Source organism: Brachybacterium tyrofermentans (assembly GCF_039526165.1).
In the GTDB taxonomy this organism is placed as follows: domain Bacteria; phylum Actinomycetota; class Actinomycetes; order Actinomycetales; family Dermabacteraceae; genus Brachybacterium; species Brachybacterium tyrofermentans.
In genome coordinates, this window is sequence record NZ_BAAAIR010000043.1 from 109754 (window position 1) to 132368 (window position 22615).

At 71.9% G+C, this 22615-nt stretch carries 23 protein-coding genes; 10 read left to right on the forward strand and 13 right to left on the reverse strand.

Going from position 1 to position 22615, the window contains the following annotated elements; all coding sequences use genetic code 11:
* Positions 1–78 precede the first annotated feature (78 nt).
* Positions 79–1302 (forward strand): aminotransferase class I/II-fold pyridoxal phosphate-dependent enzyme, encoded by a 1224-nt coding sequence (locus tag ABD093_RS12530; RefSeq protein ID WP_193116935.1) that lies wholly within the window; start codon positions 79–81, stop codon positions 1300–1302.
* Positions 1303–1415: 113 nt separating this feature from the next.
* On the opposite strand, the gene ABD093_RS12535 is transcribed toward ABD093_RS12530, so the two are convergent.
* The 5 genes from ABD093_RS12535 to ABD093_RS12555 all read right to left on the reverse strand — a co-directional run bounded on the left by ABD093_RS12535 (position 1416) and on the right by ABD093_RS12555 (position 7758).
* Positions 1416–2483: a hypothetical protein gene (locus ABD093_RS12535; RefSeq protein ID WP_193116934.1), complete on the reverse strand. Its 1068-nt coding sequence runs from the start codon at positions 2481–2483 to the stop codon at positions 1416–1418.
* Positions 2484–2642: 159 nt separating this feature from the next.
* The gene (locus ABD093_RS12540) at positions 2643–4871 is read right to left on the reverse strand and encodes a 3-hydroxyacyl-CoA dehydrogenase NAD-binding domain-containing protein (protein ID WP_343924860.1); all 2229 of its coding nucleotides are present in this window, start codon (positions 4869–4871) and stop codon (positions 2643–2645) included.
* A 132-nt stretch (positions 4872–5003) separates the two neighbouring features.
* On the reverse strand, positions 5004–5696 hold the full coding sequence (locus ABD093_RS12545; RefSeq protein ID WP_343924862.1) for a hypothetical protein: 693 nt from the start codon (positions 5694–5696) through the stop codon (positions 5004–5006).
* Between the two features lie 92 nt (positions 5697–5788).
* Positions 5789–6694, reverse strand: a complete 906-nt coding sequence (locus tag ABD093_RS12550) for a hypothetical protein (protein ID WP_343924864.1) — start codon at positions 6692–6694, stop codon at positions 5789–5791.
* Between the two features lie 164 nt (positions 6695–6858).
* On the reverse strand, positions 6859–7758 hold the full coding sequence (locus ABD093_RS12555) for a hypothetical protein (protein ID WP_343924866.1): 900 nt from the start codon (positions 7756–7758) through the stop codon (positions 6859–6861).
* Between the two features lie 229 nt (positions 7759–7987).
* Here ABD093_RS12555 and ABD093_RS12560 point away from each other — a divergent pair, with 229 nt between their 5' ends.
* The 7 genes from ABD093_RS12560 to ABD093_RS12590 all read left to right on the forward strand — a co-directional run bounded on the left by ABD093_RS12560 (position 7988) and on the right by ABD093_RS12590 (position 13462).
* The gene (locus ABD093_RS12560; RefSeq protein ID WP_343924868.1) at positions 7988–8353 is read left to right on the forward strand and encodes an ArsR/SmtB family transcription factor; all 366 of its coding nucleotides are present in this window, start codon (positions 7988–7990) and stop codon (positions 8351–8353) included.
* Positions 8354–8355: 2 nt separating this feature from the next.
* A complete protein-coding gene (locus ABD093_RS12565) occupies positions 8356–8838 on the forward strand; it encodes an SRPBCC family protein (RefSeq protein ID WP_343924870.1) in 483 nt (160 codons plus the stop codon).
* A gap of 184 nt (positions 8839–9022) precedes the next feature.
* Positions 9023–9802 carry a GNAT family N-acetyltransferase gene (locus tag ABD093_RS12570; protein WP_343924872.1) on the forward strand — a complete coding sequence of 260 codons (780 nt, stop codon included), beginning with the start codon at positions 9023–9025 and terminating at the stop codon, positions 9800–9802.
* A gap of 66 nt (positions 9803–9868) precedes the next feature.
* On the forward strand, positions 9869–10375 hold the full coding sequence (locus tag ABD093_RS12575; protein ID WP_343924874.1) for a hypothetical protein: 507 nt from the start codon (positions 9869–9871) through the stop codon (positions 10373–10375).
* Between the two features lie 26 nt (positions 10376–10401).
* Positions 10402–11547, forward strand: a complete 1146-nt coding sequence (locus ABD093_RS12580; RefSeq protein WP_343924876.1) for a PLP-dependent cysteine synthase family protein — start codon at positions 10402–10404, stop codon at positions 11545–11547.
* A gap of 101 nt (positions 11548–11648) precedes the next feature.
* The gene (locus ABD093_RS12585; protein WP_343924878.1) at positions 11649–12530 is read left to right on the forward strand and encodes a hypothetical protein; all 882 of its coding nucleotides are present in this window, start codon (positions 11649–11651) and stop codon (positions 12528–12530) included.
* Positions 12531–12565: 35 nt separating this feature from the next.
* The gene (locus tag ABD093_RS12590; protein ID WP_343924880.1) at positions 12566–13462 is read left to right on the forward strand and encodes a hypothetical protein; all 897 of its coding nucleotides are present in this window, start codon (positions 12566–12568) and stop codon (positions 13460–13462) included.
* An 82-nt stretch (positions 13463–13544) separates the two neighbouring features.
* On the opposite strand, the gene ABD093_RS12595 is transcribed toward ABD093_RS12590, so the two are convergent.
* From ABD093_RS12595 to ABD093_RS12625, 7 genes are all read right to left on the reverse strand, one after another.
* Positions 13545–14906, reverse strand: coding sequence for an acyl-CoA dehydrogenase family protein (locus ABD093_RS12595; RefSeq protein ID WP_343924882.1), 1362 nt, complete (start codon positions 14904–14906; stop codon positions 13545–13547).
* Positions 14906–16123 (reverse strand): acetyl-CoA C-acetyltransferase, encoded by a 1218-nt coding sequence (locus ABD093_RS12600; RefSeq protein WP_193116920.1) that lies wholly within the window; start codon positions 16121–16123, stop codon positions 14906–14908. The genes ABD093_RS12595 and ABD093_RS12600 overlap by 1 nt, the downstream gene beginning before the upstream one ends.
* 157 nt (positions 16124–16280) lie before the next feature.
* Entirely contained in the window at positions 16281–17123 is an 843-nt protein-coding gene (locus ABD093_RS12605) for an ABC transporter permease (protein WP_343924884.1), read from the reverse strand.
* Complete coding sequence (locus tag ABD093_RS12610; RefSeq protein ID WP_343924885.1) at positions 17120–18277, reverse strand: ABC transporter substrate-binding protein; 1158 nt, start codon at positions 18275–18277, stop codon at positions 17120–17122. The genes ABD093_RS12605 and ABD093_RS12610 overlap by 4 nt, the downstream gene beginning before the upstream one ends.
* Positions 18274–18984 (reverse strand): ABC transporter ATP-binding protein, encoded by a 711-nt coding sequence (locus tag ABD093_RS12615; protein ID WP_343924887.1) that lies wholly within the window; start codon positions 18982–18984, stop codon positions 18274–18276. The genes ABD093_RS12610 and ABD093_RS12615 overlap by 4 nt, the downstream gene beginning before the upstream one ends.
* A complete protein-coding gene (locus ABD093_RS12620) occupies positions 18981–20150 on the reverse strand; it encodes an acyl-CoA dehydrogenase family protein (RefSeq protein WP_343924889.1) in 1170 nt (389 codons plus the stop codon). Before ABD093_RS12620 ends, ABD093_RS12615 begins: the two co-directional genes overlap by 4 nt.
* Entirely contained in the window at positions 20147–20704 is a 558-nt protein-coding gene (locus ABD093_RS12625) for a DUF4242 domain-containing protein (protein ID WP_343924891.1), read from the reverse strand. Before ABD093_RS12625 ends, ABD093_RS12620 begins: the two co-directional genes overlap by 4 nt.
* Before the next feature lie 227 nt (positions 20705–20931).
* Between ABD093_RS12625 and ABD093_RS12630 the strand changes: the two genes are divergently transcribed.
* On the forward strand, positions 20932–21447 hold the full coding sequence (locus tag ABD093_RS12630) for a GNAT family N-acetyltransferase (RefSeq protein ID WP_343924893.1): 516 nt from the start codon (positions 20932–20934) through the stop codon (positions 21445–21447).
* Positions 21448–21472: 25 nt separating this feature from the next.
* Here ABD093_RS12630 and ABD093_RS12635 read toward each other — a convergent pair whose 3' ends face one another.
* Positions 21473–22027, reverse strand: a complete 555-nt coding sequence (locus ABD093_RS12635; protein WP_343924895.1) for a GNAT family N-acetyltransferase — start codon at positions 22025–22027, stop codon at positions 21473–21475.
* Between the two features lie 259 nt (positions 22028–22286).
* Between ABD093_RS12635 and ABD093_RS12640 the strand changes: the two genes are divergently transcribed.
* Positions 22287–22568 (forward strand): hypothetical protein, encoded by a 282-nt coding sequence (locus ABD093_RS12640; protein ID WP_343924897.1) that lies wholly within the window; start codon positions 22287–22289, stop codon positions 22566–22568.
* The last annotated feature ends 47 nt before the right edge of the window (positions 22569–22615 follow it).

The window sequence follows — 22615 nt, forward strand, 5'->3', positions numbered from 1 at the left end:
CCCCCAACGCTGCGGAGATCGTCGGGCGCGCCCCGGACCACCTGGGCGGACCGCGCCCCTCTCTGACAGACTCGGGTCATGGAGACCACCGGCCCTTGGACCCGCGCCGCTGCTGCGGCCGGCCTGCTCATCGACGGCGAGGCCCGCCCCACCGTCTTCGCCCGCATGTCTGCGAAGGCGGCCGAGACCGGCGCGCTGAACCTGGGGCAGGGCTTCCCCGACGACGCCCCGCCCGCCGTGGTGGCCGATGCCGCGGTCGCCGCGATCCGGGCCGGTCAGAACCAGTACCCGCCGGGTCTCGGCGAGAGTGTGCTGCGTGAGGCGATCGCCGAGCACCAGTCCCAGTGGTACGGGCTGCGCTGGGACCCCGCCAGCGAGGTGCTGGTGACCACCGGGGCCACCGAGGCGTTGGCCGCGACGATCCTGGCGCTCGTGGAGCCCGGCGACGAGGTGGTGACTCTCGAGCCGTTCTACGACCAGTACGCGGCGATCATCGCCCTCGCGGGCGGCGTGCACCGCACGGTCCCGATCACCTCGCGCACGGGCGATGACGGCGACCTGGTGCTCGACGTCGCGGAGGCGGACCTCCGCGCCGCGTTCTCCGACCGCACGCGTCTGGTGCTGGTGAACACGCCGCACAATCCCACCGGCCTGATGCTGTGGGTGGGGGCGCTGCAGGCGATCGTCGACGAGGCCGCCGCGCACGACGCGATCATCGTGACCGACGAGGTCTACGAGCACCTGACCTTCGGTCCCGCGCATCTGCCGATCGCGACGCTGCCCGGCGCGAAGGACCGCACCGTGTCGATCTCCTCGGCGGGCAAGACCTTCTCCGTGACCGGCTGGAAGATCGGCTGGATCACCGCCCGGCCCGAGCTGATCACCGCGATCATGAGCCTCAAGCAGTGGCTCACGTACTCCTCGGGCGCACCCTTCCAGCCTGCTGTCGCCGCCGGCCTCACGATGCCCACCTCGGCCTTCCACGACCTCGCCCAGGACCTCCGTGAGCGGCGCGACCTGCTCACCGACGGACTGCGCTCGATCGGGTTCCGCGTGAGCGTCCCGGAGGCCGGGTACTTCGCGGTGGCCGACGCCGCGCCGTTCGGCGAGACCGATGCCGCTGACCTGTGTGAGCGCCTGCCCGGGGAGGCCGGCGTGGTGGGGATCCCGCTGTCCGCGTTCTACCGGGATGGGCAGGCCGGCGAGGCGAGCTCGTACCTGCGGCTCGCGTTCTGCAAGTCCCGGGCCACGATCGAGCAGTCCCTCGAGCGGCTCGAGACCTGGGCCGCCCCGCGGCGCTGAGCAGCCCCGAGGTTCCCCGGCGCAGAAAGAAGCAGCCTGGCACGCGTTGAGCGTGCCAGGCTGCTTTCTTCGAACCGTGCGTGCACGGGACTCCGGTCAGTCTCGCGGCTGACTCACGACGCGGCGACCCAGGTGGGTTCCGTCGTGAAGTCCAGGAGCGCCTCGACGGTGAAGGAGCCGTCCTTGATCTGATCCTTGGGGACGATCATGGCGGTGTCCCACTCGCCGGTGCCCCCGTCGTGGAGGGTGCCGACGTCGAGCCAGTCGTTGGGCGTCATCGCGTACTCGTCGGAGTAGGTGTTCCCGGCGCTCGACACGTACTCGACCATCAGCGCGAAGCCCGGCTCGGCCGTGCCGTCACCGTGGTACGTCATCTTCACGGGCACGAGGATGTACGTCGAGTCGTCCCCGGGAGCGGTGTTGGAGCTGCTGACCTCCATGACCGCGTCGGTCGCGTCCCAGTTCACCTCACCGATGGTGACGTCGAGCTTGCCGCCGTCCCCGTCCTCGATCGTGAAGGTCTCCCCGAGTGCGTAGGGGGCGTCCTCGGTGCCCTTGCCGTCGCCCGCCGGGGCGGACTCCTCGGTGGTGGCCTCTTCCGAGGTCGCCTCCTCCTCGGTGGTGGCCTCTTCGGTGGGAGTCTCCTCCTCCGTGGTCTCCTCCTCGGTGGTGGTCTCCTCCTCCGTGGTCTCCTCCTCGGTGGTGGTCTCGCCGCCACCGCCGCCGGTGGGCTCGCCGCCGCGCGAGAAGAGGAAGATCCCTCCACCGACGACGATCAGCGCCAGCACGAGCAGCACGCAGCAGCCGCCGATGATGAACGGCAGCTTGCCGGGGCCCTTCTTCACGGGCAGCTGTTCTGTCTGCCCCGGGCCGCCGCCTCCGAAGGTCGGCGCGAAGGCCGGAGCATCCCCGAAGCCGCCGGGCTGGTCCTGCTGCGTCGGCTGGTTGTAGTCGCCGTTCGCGGACTGCTGGCCGTACCCGCCGTTCGCGGACTCCTGGCCGTAGCCCTGCTGACCCTGGCCAAAGCCCTGCTGGTCCTGCCCGAACCCTTGCTGGTCCTGCTGACCCTGGCCGTATCCACCGTTCGGTGACGGCTGGCCGTAGCCGCCCTGCGGATCCTGGCCGAATGGGTCACCGGACTGGGGCTGCTGGCCCCATCCGTTCTGCGGTGGCTGCGACATAGTCTCCTCCGGCGCCGTACCCGGCACCGTCCCCTCTCTCCCGACACGTCTGTGTGAGGCCGAACCCCCCTGGGCCCGATCGCCACATCGTACGTGGACGACCGGGCGGGGAGACGCCCTCCAGATCGCTATCCGGTCACGATGGGACGGCGATCGAGCTCACCCCCGGGTGAACATCTCCCCGTGGAAGCTGCGCCCGGCCACCCGCTGGGACGTGCCGGTGGCGTCGAGGTACGGGGTGATCCCGCCGCGATGCCGCGGGAAGCCCGCGCCGAGGATGAGCGCCAGGTCGATCTGCTCGGGCCGCTCGACGACGCCGTCGTCCAGCATGATCGCGATCTCCTCCGCGAGCCCGTCGCGGACCCGCTCCAGCAGGGCGTCGCCGACGAGGGCCGACGCCTCGGAGCCGGCCGCGCCCGCCCCGTCGGCTGTGCCCGCGCCGTCGGCCCCGAAGACCTCTGCGACCGTCGGGGAGACGGGCGGATGCACGGCGTCCCGGCCGCGCTCGGTGAAGTGTGCGGACTTCTCCGCCATCACGGAGAGGCCCGGCGAGGCGTGGAAGCGGTCGCCGAGCTCCCCCTGGAGCACGGTGCCGACGTGGTCGGCGACGCCGAGGCCCACGAGATCCAGCAGGGCGAACGGTCGCATCGGCAGGCCGAGGGCGTCCAGGGAGGCATCGACCTCGGCCGGATCCGCCCCGGCGTCGAGCGGTGCGAGCACCCCGCCGAGCACCCGGAACAGCAGGCGGTTGACGATGAACCCGGGAGCATCGGCGCTGCGCACCGCGAACTTCCGCAGCCGGCGCACCACCTCGAGGCCGGTCGCGAGCGTCGCCTCGTCGGTGGCCTCGGTGTGGATCACCTCGACCAGGGGCATCTTCGCGACCGGGTTGAAGAAGTGCAGGCCCACGACCCGCTCGGGGTGGGCGAGCCCCTCGGACATCGCGGTGACCGACAGCGAGGAGGTGTTCGTGACCAGCAGCGCGTCGTCGGCCAGGACGCCTTCGAGCTCAGCGAACACGGACTTCTTGATCGTCAGGACCTCGGGGACCGCCTCGAGCACGAGGTCGCAGTCGGCGAGCTGCTGCAGGTCGGTGGTGGCGTCGAGCGCGGCGGCGATCGTCGTGGCCGTCTCCTCGTCGATCCGGCCGCGGGCCGCGGTCTGGGCGATGACCTCGCGGGCGGCGGCAAGCCCCTTCGCGGCCGTGGCCTCGTCGAGGTCGCGCATGATCACGGGGACCTGCAGCCCGAGGGCGAGCTGCGCGGCGATCTGGGCGGCCATGAGCCCGGCGCCGGCCACGCCGACGCGCTGGATCTCGCGCGCTCCGTCGACGGGCCGACGGCCGGGCTTGCCGCGGCGCAGCAGCTCGGCGCTGTACATCGAGGCCGCGGCGGCGTCGGTGCGGACGAGCTCGGCGAGCGCGTCGGCCTCCCGGGCGAGGGCGTCCTCCAGGGTGGAGCCGGGCAGCTTCTGGAGCAGGTCGAGGGCGCGGGCGACGGCCGGCGCACCCTGGTTCTCGAGCCGGGCGGCCCAGGTGCGACGGGTCTCGGCGCTGCCGTGCGCGGCGTCGAGGGCGTCGAGCAGCGCCTCGGCCTCGGGGGTGTCGACGCCGGGCAGGGGGGCCTCTCGGCCTGCCCAGGCACCGGGGATCGGGGAGGCCGCGGCGACGGCCTCGACGACGCTCGGGTCGACGATGTCGGTATCGGATTCGTCGACGTCGACGTGGGCGGCGATCAGCGCGGCGAACTCGTCGAGCGCCTCGTCGAGGTCCTCGGCGATCTCATCGATCAGCCCGATCTCGAGCGCTTCGTCGGCGCCGACCTGCTTGTCGCGGGCGGGGTCCTCGAGGATCATCCGCACGGCGGTCTCGGGGCCGACGACGGACTGCAGGAGCGTGGTGCCGCCCCAGCCGGGGAGGATCCCGAGGCTGGTCTCGGGCACGCCGAGCCCCTTCAGACCGGCGGGGGCGGTGCGGACGTCGGCCATCAGCGCGACCTCGAGGCCGCCGCCGAGCGCGACGCCGTTGAGGTGCGCGAGGACCGGGACGGAGCTGGTGCGCACGCGGATCTGCAGCGCATGGGCGGCGCGGGTCATGGCCTCGACGTTCGAGACGGCGGTGGGATCGGCGAACATCGACAGATCAGCGCCGGCGAGGAAGACGCGCCCGGTGCCGGTCAGGGCGATCGCCTGGACCTCCCCGGCCTCGGCGCGGTCGAGCGCTGCGTCGATCGCACCGGTGACGGCGTCGATGGAGCGGGGGCCGAGGGTCGCGGGCCGCTTCTCCTCGCCCTCGGGCGGGGCGAAGGTCAGCACGGCCACGGTGCCGACGCCTGGGTGCTCGTGATCCTCCGTGAGGACTCGGGTGATGTGCTCGGTGTAGCTGCTCATCGGTGACCTTTCGCGATCTCTTCGTCGAGGGGTGGCGGATCCCCGCACGGTTGTCTGATACCGCGGGTTTCAGATAGATCATGCCTCAGGGCGCGGGCCGGTGTCCACCGCGGTCACTGCGATCCGGCGAGGTCAGGCCGCAGTCACCCAGGTGCCCGTGGCGAGATCCACGCCGGAGGTCGGGGTGAGCACGATGTGTCCGCCCTCGGGGGCGTCCTGCGGGATCAGGAAGGCGGTCTGCTGGGAGAAGGATGTCCCGTCGGAGACCTCCCAGGGCAGCTGGGAGGCGAGCGGGGTGATGGCATAGCTGTTCCCGTACTCCGCGCCGTCCTCGGCCACATAGGTGACGCTCACCCAGAACGTGGTCGAGAGGGTTCCCTCGCCGTGGAAGGCCGCCTCCATGGTGGCCAGGACGTACTTCTCGCCGGAGCCCGGGGGATCGTTGTACTCGTTGGCCTCTGCGACCTCCGCGGTCGCGTCCCAGTCCATCTCGGTGACGGCCACCTGCACCTCACCGGTGAACTCGTCGGGCGAGACGACGGGGAAGGAGGTGCCGAGCGGCACCGCCGCCTCCTTGCCCTCCGGCGCGACCTCCAGGGACTCTCCGGTCCCGGCGGGATCCGTGGTGGCGGTCTGCGTCGGGTCGCCGCCGGTCACAGCACGCACCCCGAAGAAACCGCCGACGCCGAGCACCAGCCCCAGGATCACGGCGACGCATCCGATGCCGACGTAGAAGGAGGTCCGGGAGGAGCGGGGGCGCTGCCCGTCGGGCCCGCCGATGCCCATCGGCTCGGTGCGGGGTGTGCGGGGAGATGACTGGTCCATGGTGTGCCGGGCGTGCGCCGGGGTCCCCCTCCTCAGCGTGGCGTGCGGGGCGCGGCGATCCGCGCGTCCCGGGCAACGCTAGCGCACCGAGGTCACTGCGGGCCGAAGTAGAGGATCTCGCCGTTGTAGGTCTCCACGCCGAGCCGGAGGCCGTCCAGCTCTCCGTCGGGGACCAGGAGCAGGCTGCGGAACTCGGCGCTCTGCCCGTCGCCGAGCGGCCGCACCTCCTCCATCGGATCGGGGAGCAGACCCTGCGCGATGTCCTGGTAGTAAGCGCGGTGGGACTCGCCGGAGATCCACAGCTCCTCGACGGGGGCGAGCTGCCCCGGCCCCTCGTAGAGGACCTGATAGGTCACCTCGATCAGCCGGTAGCCGTCCTCGACCGCGTCCGCGCCCTGAGCGCCCGGAAGGCTTGCGTCCAGATCCACATCGAGGGCGCTCACGCTGATCGTGCCGGCGGTCCACGTGGTCCAGCTGAGGGTGTGCTCGCCGATGACGGCCGGGTCGTCGAAGCCGCCGGTGCCGTCCGCGAGCTCTTCGCCCTGGGCATCGGTGACGACCCCGGGGCTCTTGTCCGGCACGGCCTCCTCGGGAGGCCCGGAACGCGTGGCCGGAGCGGCGGCGGGCTCCGCATCCTGGTCGAGCAGCCGCAGCGCTCCGCCGACGATCAGGCCGACGGAGCCGACCAGGGCCACCACCTGCAGCGCGACGATCGCGACGATCGCCCACGGCGGGATCCCGCGAGAGGGGCGCTCGTCCTGCGGATCCAAGCCTCCAGCCCCCGTCGGCCCCGAGCTCCCCCGCAGGTCAGGGATGCCGTACGGACCGGCGGCGCCCGGGAGCGGACGCTCGGCAGTGCCTGGATGGCCGGCAGTGCCCGGATGGTCGGCCATGCGGGGATGATCGACAGCACCTGCAGGCCCTGACGGACCAGCATTCGACGGGAGGGCCCCGCGCTCCCAGTCGTAGCCGGGCGAGTCCCCCTTCTGCTGTGCCATGGGTCGAGCATAGGCGCGGACCCACCCCGGCACGCCGGGGCGGCCAGGACGGATCCACCGCAGGATCGCCGGTGCGCACAGCACGATGCGCCGCGCCTCCCCCTCCCCGGGAAGCGCGGCGCATCGGCGTCGCAGAGCAGGGCCCCCACCCTGCCCTGCCCCGGTCAGGCCGGGAGCTGGGAGAACAGGTACGAGACCCCGGGGCGGTACCCCGGCTGCGCCGTGGCGTACCAGGTGCCGTCGCCTCCGCCGTCGGACGTGCCGGCCACCTCGCAGGTGGCATGGGTGCCGCCGTCGAGCACGGTGCAGTCGATGGTGATCTCCGGCGGAACGTCGCCGTCAGGCCGATCGGCCATCAGCACCGCGTTGAAGGCGGCACTCTCGACGTCCTCTGCGGTGACGTCCCCGAGCTCCGCCACCTCCGCACCCCAGAACGCGACCGGTGTGCCGTGCGGGATCGAGAGATCGGTGAGCCCGTCCTCGTCGGCGCTGAGCAGGAGCGCCGAGTGCCCGAAGGCGGTCGGCACCAGTCGCGCCTCGAGCGGGATCTCCTGCGATCCGTCGGCGAGCAGGCAGCTCGCTGATGCCCCTGCCAGCGAGGCGACCCCCTCGCACTCGACCTGCTTGCCGGCGAAGAACTCCTGGCCCGCGACCTCGTCACCGGTCAGCGATGTGCTCGTCTGCTGGTCCCCGTAGAGGTAGTTCATCAGGAGGTACTGCGTCCCGCCGGAGGCCGGGAGCGTCTGCGCCGAGATGGTCCCTGCCCAATCGGCAGGACGATCGACGGGGGCAGGATCACCCGAGCCGTCGGCTCGCTGACCGCCGTTCCCCCGGTCCGCGTCGTGGCGATGCTCGGCGCTCTCCCCCTGAGACCCCTGATCACCGGCCTGCCCCGTCTCCTCCGCGGCGGCGTCGGCCCCCGCGCCCGCTGCCGCACCGGCATCCGCCGCCACCGCACCCTGCCCCTGAGCTCCTCTGTCCTGCGCCCCCTCAGCGCCGTCGGGAGCCGGAGCTCCCCCGCAGGCGCTCAGGAGTGCTCCTGTCGCCATCACGGCCATCATCATCGATCCTCTGCGCACTCGGCGCCCACCATCCGTCCGTGCAGACATCTCGTCCACTCCCCCGTGAACTCGGCCCGGCCCGAGGCGGATCGCCTCGTCGGCTCCGGCAGGGAACGACGTCGCCCCCGGAAGCGACTTTACGATTTCTTTGCCTTACTGCCAAGAACCCTTTAATGAAGATCGTGTGAAGGATGCTTTGCAATCCACAACCACAAGGTTGTAGGTTCGTGGCGTGCATCAGATCGACGACGACCGGGCCGACGCCTGGTTCCACGCCCTCTCGGACAGGACCCGACGCGACATCCTGCGGCGCGTCCTGGTCACCGAACAATCGGTATCGTCCCTGGCCAGGAACTACTCGATGAGTCTCACCGCCGTGCAGAAGCACGTCGGCGTGCTCGAACGAGCAGGCCTGCTCACCCGCCGGCGCACCGGCCGGGAGACCCTGACCCGGGGCGATGCCAGCACCGTGCGCTCCGCCGCGCAGCTGCTCACCGAGCTGGAGGCCGTCTGGCGCGAGCGCATCGCCCGCATCGACGACCTCCTCGACGCCGAGGCCGGTCCGGCCCCGGCCCCGCCCTCCCCTCCGAAGGACTGACCATGCCTGTCACCGACATCAGCCACGACCTCGACGCCCTCACCCTGACCATCACCGCGCAGTTCGCGGCGCCCCTGCAGCGCATCTGGGACATCTACGCGGACCCGCGGCAGCTGGAGAGGGTATGGGGCCCGCCGGAGTACCCGGCGACGGTGGTCGACCACGACCTCGCACCGGGCGGTCGCGTCACCTACTACATGACCGGGCCGGAGGGAGAACGCTTCTACGGGTACTGGAACGTGCTCACGACGGAGGAGCCCTCCTCGTTCAGCTACGAGGACGGCTTCGCGGACGAGAGCTTCACCCCGAACCCGGATCTGCCCGTCTCGACCTGCGTGAGCACCTTCACCGAGCAGGACGGGGCGACCCAGGCGATCTACGTGACCAGCTTCGCGTCACGCGAGGGACTCCAGACCGTGCTCGCCATGGGCGTCGAGGAAGGTTCGCGCACCTCGATCAACCAGATCGATGACCTCGTCGCCTGATCGCCTGATCGCCTCATCTCCCGGGGCGGCCGCCTCGCGGCGCAGGCCGGCTCGGGACGCGAACGTCTGCTCTGCGACACATTTCTGGGCACCACGGGCCATCGGGAGTAGCGTCGCTGCGTCGGCTCCACCAGCCGACGGAGCGACACTCCTCTCCGATCCCAGCCGCCCCTCGAGGAGCCCCATGACCCTGCAGGACCAGAGCGCCCGCGATCCCCGTTTAGACGGCTCCGACCGTCCGGACGACTCCGCGCTGGACCACACCGCGCCGGACGACACCGTGCTGGATGACACCGTGCTGGACAACCCCGTCTGGTCCTCGCTGACCGGCCACCATGCGCAGCTGGCGATCGGGAACGACCTCGTCAAGCACTTCCCGGACGACGTCTCCCCCTTCGTCGGTGTGAGGGACTGGGAGCATCCCGAGGTGTGGGAGGCGGTCCTGGATGTGTTCGGTCACGGCGCCACCGTCGGCGTCTCGCATGCTGACCCGGTGCTGCCCGAGGGCTGGGTGCAGGTGTTCTCGATCCCCTGCGTCCAGCTGACACAGACGGATCGTCTGCGCGCCCGCCCCGACGCCGAGGTCCTCGAGCTCGGCGCCGCGGACTCGGCCGACATGCTCGCCCTCGTCGAACGCACCAAGCCGGGCCCGTTCCTGCCCCGCACCCATGAGCTGGGGCGGTACATCGGGATCCGCCGCGAGGGGCGCCTGATCGCGATGGCCGGCGAACGCCTCCACCCCGACGGCTGGACCGAGATCAGCGCGGTCGCGGTCGACCCCGACCACCGCCGCCAGGGTCTCGCTTCCCGCCTCGTGCTCGACGTCGCCTTCCACATCCAGCAGCGCGGCGATCGCGCCCTGCTGCACGCGTCGGCCGCCAACACGGGCGCGATCAGCGGCTACGAGAAGCTCGGCTTCGCACTGCGGCGCCGGGTGACGTTCGGCGCCGTCCGCACGCCCTGAGCAGTCTCAGCTTCGACCCCTGCCGGAGGGGCATGCCCTAACGTGGAACTTGCAAGGAGGCCTGAGATGACGACGTCGACCGCCGCCCCCACCACACCCCGCCGAGTCCCTCGAACGGTGCACGCGGCGGAAGCGATCCTCTATGCGGCCATGGCGGCGCTCCTCTTCGAGGTGCTCCCCGTACCGATCGTCGCCCGACTTCTGCTCCTCTTCGTCCTCCTGGGACTGTTCGCCACGCTCGGGATCACGGCACAGATCCGGTGCTGGGGAACTTTCATCGCTCCCGCGATCACGCCGGCCCGGGTAACGAGTTCGCTGTTCATAGCCGCGAGCGTCCTGCTGGCCACCTGGCTCCCGAAGGATGCGCCGCTCGTGTGGCGCGCAGCGGTCACGATTGCGCTGCCGCTCGCCTTCTACCTGCTCTCGCGCTGGGATGACGCCCGCACGGTGGAGCTCCTGCGCAACCGCGCCGCGGCCCACCGCGCTCGTGACGCAGGCCTCGCTACCTGCCCACAATCCCCGCCTGAACAGCAGATCGTCGACAGCGGCAACAAACCCCGCCACGCCAGGTAGAGCCCGGCACCCGGTACGGTCGTTCCATGCATGAGGAGACGCACCGCGCCGCACAGGACCCGTCCGCCCTCGGGCCATTGGCACAGCTCGAGGACGTGGACCGCAGCGACGAGTCCCTGCGGGCCTGGGTGGCGGAGCGGGTCCGTCGGCTGGAGGCCGACGGGCGCCGCAGCGCCGACACCCATCTGGTGAGCGTGGACCTGCCCGCGAGCTGGGACATCCAGCTCTATCTCAAGGACGAGTCGACGCATGCCTCGGGCAGTCTGAAGCATCGGCTGGCCCGCTCGCTGTTCCTGTTCGCCCTGGTCAACGGCCAGCTGCGGCCGGGGATGCCGGTGATCGAGGCGTCCTCGGGGTCCACCGCCGTGAGCGAGGCGCACGTCGCCAAGATGCTGGAGATCCCCTTCGTGGCGGTGGTGCCGCGGTCCACCAGCACCAGCAAGATCGCGCTCATCGAATCGGCCGGCGGCCGCTGCCACTACGTGGACCACGCCGAGCAGATGGCCGCCGAGTCGCAGCGGCTGGCCGACGAGCAGGGCGGACTGTTCATGGACCAGTTCACGCATGCCGAACGGGCCACCGACTGGCGCGGGAACAACTCGATCGCCGTCAGCGCGTTCGAGCAGCTGGAGCTCGAACCGCATCCGGTGCCGCGCTGGATCGTCGTCGGCGCCGGCACGGGCGGCACCAGCGCGACCTTCGGCCGTCTGCTGAGGTATCGCAGCCTGCCCACCGCGCTGTGCGTCGCCGATGTCGAGAACTCCGCCTTCTTCGAGGGCTGGGTGCGGCAGGACCCCACGGTCACCACGGAGCACAGCTCCCGGATCGAGGGGATCGGCCGCCCACAGGTCGAGCCGAGCTTCATGCCCGGAGTGGTGGATCGGATGATCCGGGTGCCCGATGCCGCGTCGGTCGCCGCCGCCCGCTACCTGTCGGAGCACCTGGGGCGGCGTGTCGGCGCCTCGACCGGCACCAACCTGGTGGCGGCCGCGCAGCTGATCACCCAGATGCGCGACCGTGGACAGAGCGGCTCGGTGCTCACGCTGCTGTGCGACAGCGGCGACCGCTACGGGGACACCTACTTCGACGACGACTGGGTCGCGGCGCAGGGCTGGGACCTGGGCCCCTGGCGGGCCGAGCTCGAGCGCAAGCTGCCGCTCGGGGGCGCCTGAGTCGAGTACCGAGCGTGGGGATTCCTCCCCATCGTCGTGGCGCGGCACCCCCCAGTACGCTGACCGCACACGGCTCGGGGGAGCCCGGACGAGGGGGAACCATGACGACTGCACGACGACCCGGCGCGCTGGCCCTGCTCGGCGCACTCACGCTCGCGCTGAGCTCCTGCTCGCTGCTGCCCGCCGGGGACGGTCCTGAGCTCGCCGACGACGACGTCATCACCATCGGCAACTCCGCCGCGGGGATGTTCGGGTACTTCGGGCACGGCTCCACGACCGTCGCGGCCGACACGATCAGCCAGCGCTATGAGCTCCCGAACGGGGCGGAGATCTACGAGACCACGGACGAGCTCGACCCCGAGGCACGCGACCTCATCGAGGTGCGGGCCGGGAAGTACGTGGCCTGGGAGGGGAAGCTCTCGGAGAAGCGGCGCGCTCCCTGCACCGACATCGCGGCCACGAGCGTCTCGATCTCCGGATCGATCACCCATGACTCCGACGTGCAGGACTGCGCGGACGACACACCCCTGCACACGCTGAAGCAGTCCGTCCGCGATGCGGAGCCCGAGCTGTTCGGGCAGCTCGCCCACCCGATCGACGACTGGACGATCGAGATCCGTCCCTGGACCGAGGAGGGCCCCGCCGGGGGCGGCCCGGACGAGTCCGCCCCGATCGAGCGCTACGAGCTCTCTGCAGCACAGCACGAGATCGGCATGGGGATCACCGCGCAGAACGCTCCGGCCGACTGGGGCGCCGATCTGGCTCCCGAGGAGGGGAACGGGGCACCTCTGGGCTGGGACAACACCGGACTCGTGCTCACCGACCTCAACGCCTTCCTGCTGAACCAGAAGACGCTCGGCTGCGGCGACCAGACCGGGGAGATCCGGATGACCAAGCACGGGAAGCCCGCCCAGACCTGGACGTACCGGCTCTGCCCCGGTCAGCACAGCGAGGCCCTCGCGCAGACCCTGCGCGGGCTGTGAGGCCGGGCGCGATGAGCTGCATCCCCTGGGGCCCGATGATCACGACACGAGCCGTCCGGGCCATCGCGCTGCTCGCCGGGAGCACGTTGATGCTGGGCGCCTGCGCGATGCCAAGTCTGTCGGGGCTGGGCGGCGGACCCGATCTCGCCGCGACCGACGTCATCACCCTCACCCACCCGCAGACCATGCCCGACGGATACTACGGCGAGACGACGATCGAGATCGGGGAGCACACCCTCACCGAGCGGTACGTGCTGCCAGACGGCACGGAGATCTATTCCGTCGAGCAGGAGCTGAGCGCGGAGGATCGCGACCACCTCGAGCAGGCCACCGAGACCTACCTGGACTGGGAGCCGTCGGTCCCTGCCGACGAGAGGATCGACTGCATGGACGCCGGCCTGCAGACCGTCGAGGTCTCCGGATCGATCACCCATGCATCGTCCATGCAGGACTGCGACCCGGAATCCCCCTTGCGCGAGCTCAACGTCCTGGTCCGCGACTCCCAGGGAGAGAGAGTCGAACAGCTCGCTCGGCCCGCCGCCGACTGGACGGTCGAGTTCCGCCCCTGGGCCGGGGACGGTCCGGACGAATCCGCCCCGGTCGAGACCTACGCGCTGGACGGCGACGGCTTCGCCGAGGGCACGTACATCACCGCCGGCAACGTCCCGGACGGCTGGGGCGGATCCCTCACCGAGCAGGAGGACCCCTACGCGACCACCGGCACCGCACGCTTCCTGGCACCCTGGTCGCTCATCGGTCCCGTCCTGGCCGATCTCAACACGCTCCTCCTCGAGCACGACCCCTCGACCTGCGAGGACCCGAGCGGCGAGGTGCGCGTTCGCTACGAGGGCACCCAGGAGCGGACCTGGACCTCTCAGCTGTGCCCCGGCGAGCCGTCCGAGGCCCTCGTCGAGGAGCTGCGCGGGCTGTGACCCGGTGAGGACCCTCGGTGCGGGCGCTGCCGCCCGCACCTGAGCCGGCATCGCCCGGCGCCGGACCGGGCCGGCGCGGGGCTCACACGAAGGCGCTGGTCCCCGTGATCGAGCGACCCACGATGAGCGACTGCATGGTGTCGGTGCCCTCGTAGGTGTGCAGGGCCTCGATGTCGCTGCGGTGGCGCACCACCCGGTTCTCCAGCAGGATGCCGGAGCCGCCGAGCAGATCCCGGGCGTCGGAGGCGATCTCGCGGGCCGCGCGGGTGTTGTGCACCTTGGCCAGCGAGGCCTGCTCAGGGCGGATCGTGCCGGCGGCCTCGAGCTCGGCGAGGCGCACGCAGTAGAGCTGCATCGAGGTGAGGGTCTGCAGCATGGAAGCCAGACGCACCTGGACGCTCTGCGCCTTCGCGAGCGGGCGCCCGAACTGGATGCGTGTGGTGGCGTGCTCGAGTGCGGCCTCGTAGCAGGCGGTCGCATGCCCGAGGGCGCCCCAGGCCACGCCCGCACGCGTCGCGAACAGGACCGTCGAGGTGTCCTTGAAGGAGCGGGCGCCGGGCAGGCGGGCGTCCAGCGGGACCGTGACGTCGGTCAGCGTGATGTGCGCCTGGTGGATGGCGCGCAGGGCGACCTTGCCGCGGATCACCTCGGCCTCGTAGCCGGGCAGCGACTGGTCGACGAGGAAGCCGCTGACCTGGCCGTTCAGAGCCTCATCGCTCGGATCCTCGACCCGGGCCCACACCACGGAGACGTGGCAGCCGGCGCCGTTGCCGATCCAGCGCTTCTCGCCGCTGAGCACCCAGCTGTCCCCGTCCCGGCGGGCGACGGTCTCCAGGGAGACGGAGTCGGAGCCGTGATCGGGCTCGGTGAGGGCGAAGGCGGCGTACTCGGTGCCGGTCGCGAGCGGCTCGGCCCAGCGCTGCTTCTGCTCCTCCGAGCCCAGCAGCATGATCGAGCGCAGCGCGAGGCCGCCCTGCACGCCGACCATGGTGCCGACGGATCCGTCGATCCGCGAGAGCTCCATGTTCACCAGGCCCGTCGCGAGCGGGGTGAGCGAGCGATGTCCGGGGACGTCGAGCCCGTCGGTGAGCAGGTCGAGGTCGCCGAGACGACCGATCAGCTCGATCGGGTACTCGCCGCGGTCCCACCAGTCGTTGATCTGCGGGAGCACCTCGGCGGCCAGCGAGCGCGCGTCGCGCCAGGCCGCGAGGTCCTCGCCGGCCACGTCCTGGAACAGAGAGAAGTGGTCTGCGGTGACAGGGAGCAGCTCGGCAGGCGTCGCGGCGGACGCATCGGGCGCGGAGACCACGGCGCGGTCGGTCACCACGGAGTCCCGCACGGCGTCATCGGCACTGCCGGGATTGCCGCCGAGGGAGATGTGCCCGGGGGCGGGGGCGTTCCAGGGGGTGCTGGTCATGTCACGCGTGCTGTTCGTACTGGTCATCAGGAGATCCTCTCGATGATGAGGGCCATGCCCTGCCCGCCGCCGACGCACAGGGTGGCCAGGCCGAAGCGGCCGTCGCGCTCGCGCAGGCCGTTCAGCAGGGTGGTGGTCATCCGGGCACCGGTGGAGCCCCAGGGGTGGCCGAGCGCGATCGCGCCGCCGTGGACGTTGAGCTTGTCGTGGTCGATGCCGAGGTCCTCGGCCGACGGGAGGACCTGCGCGGCGAAGGCCTCGTTGAACTCGACCAGGTCGATGTCCTCGATGCTCATCCCGGCGAGCGCGAGGGCCCGTCGGGTGGCCTCGACGGGACCGAGGCCCATGATCTCGGGGCTCAGGCCGGTCACTCCGGTGGAGATCACGCGGGCCAGCGGGGTGATGCCGAGCTCCTCGGCGTACTCGGCCTCCATGATCACGAGCGCGGCGGCGCCGTCGTTGAGCGGGCAGCAGTTGCCGGCGGTGACGGTGCCGTCGGGGCGGAAGACGGGATCCAGGCCGCCGACGGACTCGAGGGTGACGCCGGCACGCGGGGAGTCGTCGGACGCGACGACAGTGCCGTCGGGCAGGGTGACGGGGGTGATGTCGCGCTCGAAGAACCCGGAGGCCTTCGCGGCCTCGGCGCGGTTCTGCGAGCGCACCGCGTACTCGTCCTGGGCTGCGCGGGAGATGCCGCGCAGCTCCGCGACGTTCTCGGCGGTCTGACCCATCTGGATGTAGGCGTCGGGCAGCTCGCCGTCCTCGCGCGGATCGTGCCAGGGGGCGGGGATCTCCCGGCTGGCGCGCTTCTCGGTGCGCTCCCAGGCCTCGCGGAACTGCGGGTCGCGGGCGTCCTCCTCCATGAGCTTGCCGGTGCTGGAGGAGATCGACTCGACGCCCGCGGAGATCACGGCCTTCGCCTCGCCCGAGACGATGGCGTGGAAGGCGGCGCGCGTGGTCTGGATCGAGGAGGCGCAGAAGCGGGTGACGGTCGCGCCGGGCACGGCGTCCAGGCCGAGACGGATCGCGACGGTGCGGGCGAGGTTGCCGCCCTGCTGCCCTTCGGGGATCGCGCAGCCCAGCTGCAGGTCGTCGATGGTGCTGGGGTCCAGCTGCGGCACCTGGTCGAGGGCCGCACGGATCATCTGGGCGGCGAGGTCGTCCGGGCGGACGTCCTTGAGCGAGCCCTTGCGGGCGCGGCCGATGGGTGAGCGGGCTGTGGCGACGATGACGGCCTCGGGCACGAGGGATCTCCTTCGACGGCGGTGTCTGGGGGCAGGCGAGCGTGCCGCAGCACCCTCACGTTAGTGATACTACGGGTTGCAGGTACCTGATGTGAAGTCCGGCGGGCTCAGCCTCCCGATCAACCACCGGATCAACCGTGCGGTTCAGCCGCCCGGATCAGCCGCGTCGAGGGGTCAGGAGCAGGCGGGCCAGGGCATCGATCGCGGCACCGAGAGCACCGATCACGAGGATCACCACGAGCATCTCGTCGTAGGCGAGACGATCACGGGCGTTGAGGATCTCGTAGCCGAGCCCGCTGGTGACCCCGAGCATCTCCGCAGGGACCAGCACCACCCAGGCGATGCCGAGCGCCAGGCGCACCGATTGGAGCACCGCCGGCCGCACCGAGGGCACGACCACGGTGCGCAGGATCTCCCGACGTCGGGCTCCCAGGGTGTGGGCGACGGCGACATAGCGCTGGTCGATCGAGCCCACCGCGGACGCGGTCCCCAGCAGGATCGGCCAGATCGCGGCGGCCGCAACCAGGAACACGACGGGGGCGGAGCCCACGCCCAGCAGGGCGACGGCCACCGGAGCCCAGGACAGCGGCGAGATCATCCGCACGAACTGCACCGGTCCGGCAGCGGCCCAGCGGGTGGGGCGATGCAGGCCGATCAGCGCCCCGGCGGGGATCCCCAGCAGCGCCGCGATCGCGAGCCCCGCCAGCAGCCTCACCGTGCTGGTCACAAGATCTTGCAGCAGGACGCCCGTGGACAGCAGCGAGGCCAGGGCGCCGGGGACGCGCCACGGGGAGAGGGCGGCGAGCATCGGGCTGCCGGGTCCTCCGACAGCGGTGAACGCCCACCAGGCGAGCACGGTCGCGACCGCGCCGCACGCTCCCCAGGCCAGCGCAGCGCGAGGGGATCGCGGGGCACGCTGCCGAGCGGTGCGGGATCGCCCGGAATCCGGCGTCCGGGCGGGACCGTCGGCGGAGTCCAGATCGGTGGGGGCGATGCTCACGGCTTGATCTCCTCGGTGTCGTCCAGTCCTGCCAGCGCCGACGGATCGAGACGGCGGGCGGCGTTTCGCAGTGCGGCATCGTCGACGACGAGGCCGTGCGCCGCGGCGGGGTCGATCCGGTCGAGCTCACCCAGGGGCGCGTCCAGGAGCGTGCCGCGCATCTCCTCGACGAGGCGGGCGGTGAACCCGGGGCGCAGGACAGGGGTGAAGTCGATGGTCTCGCCGTGCCAGTCGGGATGCTCGACCTGGGCATGACCGGCATCGGGACGGTGCAGTGCGGCGCGGATCGCCGGCAGGGGCTGCGGCAGGTAGGTGCCGGCGAGCTCCGCGGCGACCCCCTCGCGATCCTCGCGGCAGGTGCGCTGCGCCCGCACCAGGGCCTCGGCGACGGCGTCTATCTGTGCCGCAGGTCGTCGCAGCAGGCCCCCGGAGGCGACGGTCACGCAGCAGGGATGGGAGCGCCAGACGTCCCCCAGGAACCGGCCGATGGTACCCACGCCCTTCGCCTCCCCCATCGCATTGAAGGGGTCGGCGACGGTGTAGCCGCCGATGGAGCCGGCGTCGAGGGCGGGGATCATGTCCGCCGGGGCCATGGGGACCAGCGCGACCTCTCCGCGCGTCGCCGAGGGGGTGCGGCGCACGACGGGGGTGAGCCCTTCGGCACGGAGCATCTGCTGGACGATGACGTTGTGGATCGAGTACCAGGCGGGGATCGCGAGGGTGCGTCCGGCGAGCGCGGCGGTCTCCGGGACGTCCCGGCCGAGCGTGAGGGCCGAGCCGTCGACGTGGTTCGCCCCCAGCACACGGATGTCCGCCCCGAGGTCGACCCGCATCTGCAGCGCCATCGGGAACAGCAGATGGACGAGGTCGACGCTGCCCGCGAGCAGCGCCTCACCCATCGAGGCCCAGGAGCGCAGACGCACCGGCTCGGCGACCTCGATCCCGGCCTCCTCGAAATAGCCGCGGGCGTGCGCGATGAGCAGCGGGGCGGCATCGGTGATCGGGAGGTAGGCGATCCGCAACGGGCCGGACGGGTCCGGTGGTGCGGCGCGACCACGGCGCACCCCGAGACCGAGACCTGCGCCCGTGGCCCCGGCCAGCAGGGTCGCCGAGCCACCTCCCAGCAGTGCCCGACGGGTCGGGCGGGCGATCATGCGATGGCCCCGAGCGATCCCGCCCGGTAGTGGGCGAGCACCTCGTCGCGGCCGGTGCCGTCCTCGCGAGGCCGCCACTGGGCGGTGAGGCCGCGCGGCCCGTCGAGGTAGACGATGCGGTCGGCGACCGTGAGCGCCTCGTCGACGTCGTGGGTGACCAGCACCGCGGAGATCCGCACCCGGGTGAGAACCTCCCGCAGCCACACCTGGAGGTCGGCGCGGATCGCCGGATCGAGCGCCGAGAACGGCTCGTCCAGGAGCACCACCGACGGATCCACGGCGAGCGCCCGACCGAGGGCGACGCGCTGGGCCTGCCCGCCGGAGAGCTCGGCGGGCAGCGCCTCGGCCAGGTCCGCGATGCCGAGCTCGGCGAGGAGCTCCGGGACCCGCTCGGGGCGGAAGTGCCCGTCGTTCGCGGTGTAGCGACCACCGATGCCCACGTTCTCGGCGACCGTGAGCCAGGGGAACAGGTCCGGGGACTGCGGCACCAGCGCGGGCCGTCGGGGGTCGTCCCCGCGGTCGATGGTGCCGCCCTGCGGCTCGTCGAGACCGGCGAGCAGCCGCACCAGGGTGGACTTGCCGGCGCCGGAGCTGCCGAGCACGCACAGGGTCTCGAGCTCCTCGACCTCCAGGTCCAGCCCCTGCAGCACCGGGTGCGCCGTGCCGGGGAACCAGCGGGTCACGCCCCGCAGGGCGAGGGTCGTCATGCCGGGTCCCCGGTACCGCTCGCGCCCGGCTCCGCCGCGCGGAGATCCGGTGCCGCCGCCGAGAGATCCGGTGGCGCCGTCGGGAGCTCCGGCTCTGCCGCGAGGAGATGACGCAGGTGCGTCTCCGTCGGCGACTGCACGGGGAGGAAGGCCGCCTCCCGGGCCCGACGCGAGGTGTCCGAGCCGAGGGCATAGCCCCGGCCGCCGACGACCTTCTGCTCGAGACGGGTGGCGCGGCCGGCGAGCAGGGCGGATTCCAGCCGTACCGAGACCAGGTCACGGGGAGGGACTCGCTCTGCTTCGCCGACGGAGGCGGCCGTCGCCTGCTCCACGGTGCGCACCAGCTCCGCGCGGAGAGTCGCCCACCCCGCGGTCGCCTGACGGAACTCCTCGGCGAGGACGTGCCAGGAGGCCTCGTCGGCGGCGGATTCCGCGGCGTCGAGCGCCGCGCCCGCCAGACCCAGGCACATCCCGGTCTGGATCAGCAGGAACGGGGCCCGGACCCGGTCGCGGAACGCGGGGAGGTCTTCGGTCAGGACATCACCGGCCGGGATCCTCACGTCGTCCAGGAGAACCACACCCGAGGACGTGCCGTCGAGTGCCGTGAGGCCGGTCAGCGGCTTCACGGTCACCCCGTCGGCGTCCCGGGCGAACCGGATGATGGCGCGCCGGTCGCCCGCCCCACGGACCGGGGCCACGATCCAGGCCCCGGGTCGGAGGTTCGAGCACCACGGCAGCACGCCCGTCACGGACAGCGACCCGTCCGCCCCGTCAGTGAGCTCGAGCGGGATCTCGCCGAGTCCGGCCTCCTCCTTGAAGGCGGGGGCCATGCCGGAGGCGAGGGCGACGGTCCCGACGTCGGCCCCGGCAGGGAGCGGAACGCCCGTGGCCTCGTGGTACTCCACAGCAGACCGGTGGCCCCACAGCGAGAAGGAGGTGGCGGTGCAGCGGCGGGCGAGGGAATGCGCCAGCTCGACCACGAGGGGCAGCGGCGCGGTGAGCAGACCCTGCTCGCCGAGGTCCCGCAGACCGTCCCAGAGGTCGGCGTCGCCCCGGTCGACGGCGCCGGCCTGCGCACCCACGTCGTCGACCACGGCCCCGACCGAGGGCGGGAGCGCGGCCAGCCCGAGACCGCTGCGCTCCTCGGTGACGACGGCGGAGGTCACGAGCTCTTCGCGCCCAGGTCGATCGCGCCGAGCGCCCAGATCCGATCGATCGGCGTCTCGACGGCCTCGCGGGCCCGCACGACGGCGTCCTCATCGGGTGCGTCGTAGAAGCACAGGCACTTGGCGGTGTCCTCGCGCACGTAGGTGCGCAGGAAGGAGGTCTCGGGGACCTGCGCGTACTTGGGGGCGTTGGCCTTCTTGCGCGCCAGGTACTTCTCCATGGTGATCTCGGCGGGGATGTCCCATTCGACGAGATACCCGGCGCCGCGACGCAGCGCCTTGATGTCGTCGAGCTCCGCGCCGACCAGGCGGACCTCGTCGGGACCCTGCACCGTGCCGGCGGCGTCGCCGAGGGAGGAGACGAGCCGCCCGGCCTCCTCGGCGGAGCCGGCTTCGACGATCGTGAACAGGCGCGAATGGTCGGCCGTCACCTGCGACTCGATGAGCTCGGCGACGGACCCCTCGCCGGTCGGAGCCAGCAGTGCGTCGATCACGGCCTGGCCGCCCTCGCGGGTGGCTGCGACAGGTTCGATCTCGAGGAGGTACAGCGACATGTCAGTCCTTTCGTCCGCGGTGCCCGCTGGACATTATGCCGAAGCGGAGCTTATGCACGGCATTAGCGTGGCACACCTAGCATGCCATGGCGAACTGCCCGAGGTGCCCGTCGATGAACGGAGGTGACCGGAGATGTGCCCGAGAGGCGCCGGGCGGGGCGAGACCCGGGACAAGCACGTGACGGAGAGCCCCGCTCCGGTCGGCCCGAGCGCATATCCTCTCGGGCGTGACCTCCACCGGCTCGGCCTTCACGATCGACACCCCCACGCTCGAGGACGTCCCGGCGCTGGCCCGGATCCATGTGCGCGGCTGGGAGCTCGCCTATGCGCATCTGCTCAGCGGCGACGAGTGGTTCGGGCAGGCGGCGATCGAGCGCCGGCTCGAGCACTGGACCCGCTGGCTCACGCCCGGGACCCGAGCGGCCGACGAGGGCACGTACCGGGTGGGACGCGACGCGGAGGGCGAGGTGATCGGCCTGGCCGCGTCCTGGCCACCGCGCGACACCGTGCCGGTGCGACCCCGCGAGCTGTCCGTGCTCTACCTCGACGAGGCCTGGCTCGGCACCGGCGTCGCCCGCGAGCTCACCGAGGCGATCCTCGAGGGCGGACCGGCGAGCGTCTGGGTCGCCGAGGACAACCCGCGCGCCCGACGCTTCTACGAGAAGCTCGGCTTCGCGCCCGACGGGGCGACTCAGGTCGAGGAGCAGCTCGGCGGCATCCGCGACCTCCGCATGGTGCGGTGAGGACTCTGCACAGTGCGGTGAGGGTTCAGAGCTCCAAGGTCACGACGACCATGTCCCCGGACGCTCCGTCGGGCGAGGTCCTGGCGGTCTCCTCGAACCCCAGCTTCTCCAGCACTCGCAGCGAGGGCGAGTTCCAGGACCAGACCGTCGCATGGAGCCGCTCGAGACCTTCCCGCCGCGACCACTCCACCACGGCTCGCGCGGCCTCGGTCGCATATCCCTGACCCTGAGCCCGAGACAGCAGCTCGAACGCGATCTCCGGCCCGGGCGGCTGCCCGTCGAGGGCGGCGGAGCCCGGACCGCCCTCGACCAGTCCGCAGTACCCGACCGTCCGCCCGTCGTCCCGCAGTTCCACGGCGAGCAGCCCGAGGCCCGATGCCTGCGGACCCGACCGCAGCGAGTCCTCGAGATCACGGAGGGTCGGGCGTCCGTCGGCATCGATCCGCCGATGCGGGGGCACTCGGGGATCCCGCTCGGCCCACAGCTCGCGGTGCACCACCGCATCGCCGACGCGCCCCGGCCGCAGACGGAGCCGATCAGTCGCCAGGCGGACGCCGGCAGACTCGGAGCGCGAATTCACGCGACCCCCTGACCCCGGACCCTTGCTTCCTCGTTCCATCAGCCCAGTGAAACCGATGACCACGCCGCTGGCCAGCACGTCGACGAGCGGAGGAAAAGGACATCACCGGGACACCCTGGCGGCGGCGAGGATCGAGCTCCACGCAGGCACCCGTCCCCTGTGGGTGGAGCGGCGTCAGCCCCAGGATCCACCTGCAGGATGACGGCCTCGCGCTCCCCGTCGGACGCGCAGACCCCCAGCTCGCACGGATAGTCGAGGCATGAGAAACGCAACCATCGCCACCAGCCGCACCCGAGCCGCCGCCGACCACCTCATCGACTACCGCCCGCTCCCCGCCGCCTGGGGCGACGTCGAGGCCCTCCACGAGCTGCGAGCCGCCAAGGCACAGGCCGCCGAGCACGGCCTCGACCCCAGCACCCTCGAGATCGCGGCGAGCGACGGCGGCCCGCGCCGCAGCCGTCGGCCGCTCGCACTGCTCCGCCGCGAGCGGGGTGCCCGCGCCGATCGGAGCCACGCCGCCGGACAGCTCGCCTCCGCCTGAGCACCCAGGCCAGGCGCGTGCTGTCGGCGAGCGGCGCGACGAGCTGA

What these genes read in the sequence shown, in the direction of transcription:
- ABD093_RS12530 (WP_193116935.1), top strand. Translation starts at nt 79, where the DNA reads ATGGAGACCACCGGCCCTTGGACCCGCGCCGCTGCTGCGGCCGGCCTG.
- ABD093_RS12535 (WP_193116934.1), bottom strand. Translation starts at nt 2,483, where the DNA reads ATGTCGCAGCCACCGCAGAACGGATGGGGCCAGCAGCCCCAGTCCGGT.
- ABD093_RS12540 (WP_343924860.1), bottom strand. Translation starts at nt 4,871, where the DNA reads ATGAGCAGCTACACCGAGCACATCACCCGAGTCCTCACGGAGGATCAC.
- ABD093_RS12545 (WP_343924862.1), bottom strand. Translation starts at nt 5,696, where the DNA reads ATGGACCAGTCATCTCCCCGCACACCCCGCACCGAGCCGATGGGCATC.
- ABD093_RS12550 (WP_343924864.1), bottom strand. Translation starts at nt 6,694, where the DNA reads ATGGCACAGCAGAAGGGGGACTCGCCCGGCTACGACTGGGAGCGCGGG.
- ABD093_RS12555 (WP_343924866.1), bottom strand. Translation starts at nt 7,758, where the DNA reads ATGATGATGGCCGTGATGGCGACAGGAGCACTCCTGAGCGCCTGCGGG.
- ABD093_RS12565 (WP_343924870.1), top strand. Translation starts at nt 8,356, where the DNA reads ATGCCTGTCACCGACATCAGCCACGACCTCGACGCCCTCACCCTGACC.
- ABD093_RS12570 (WP_343924872.1), top strand. Translation starts at nt 9,023, where the DNA reads ATGACCCTGCAGGACCAGAGCGCCCGCGATCCCCGTTTAGACGGCTCC.
- ABD093_RS12575 (WP_343924874.1), top strand. Translation starts at nt 9,869, where the DNA reads ATGACGACGTCGACCGCCGCCCCCACCACACCCCGCCGAGTCCCTCGA.
- ABD093_RS12580 (WP_343924876.1), top strand. Translation starts at nt 10,402, where the DNA reads ATGCATGAGGAGACGCACCGCGCCGCACAGGACCCGTCCGCCCTCGGG.
- ABD093_RS12585 (WP_343924878.1), top strand. Translation starts at nt 11,649, where the DNA reads ATGACGACTGCACGACGACCCGGCGCGCTGGCCCTGCTCGGCGCACTC.
- ABD093_RS12590 (WP_343924880.1), top strand. Translation starts at nt 12,566, where the DNA reads ATGATCACGACACGAGCCGTCCGGGCCATCGCGCTGCTCGCCGGGAGC.
- ABD093_RS12595 (WP_343924882.1), bottom strand. Translation starts at nt 14,906, where the DNA reads ATGACCAGTACGAACAGCACGCGTGACATGACCAGCACCCCCTGGAAC.
- ABD093_RS12610 (WP_343924885.1), bottom strand. Translation starts at nt 18,277, where the DNA reads ATGATCGCCCGCCCGACCCGTCGGGCACTGCTGGGAGGTGGCTCGGCG.
- ABD093_RS12615 (WP_343924887.1), bottom strand. Translation starts at nt 18,984, where the DNA reads ATGACGACCCTCGCCCTGCGGGGCGTGACCCGCTGGTTCCCCGGCACG.
- ABD093_RS12625 (WP_343924891.1), bottom strand. Translation starts at nt 20,704, where the DNA reads ATGTCGCTGTACCTCCTCGAGATCGAACCTGTCGCAGCCACCCGCGAG.
- ABD093_RS12640 (WP_343924897.1), top strand. Translation starts at nt 22,287, where the DNA reads ATGAGAAACGCAACCATCGCCACCAGCCGCACCCGAGCCGCCGCCGAC.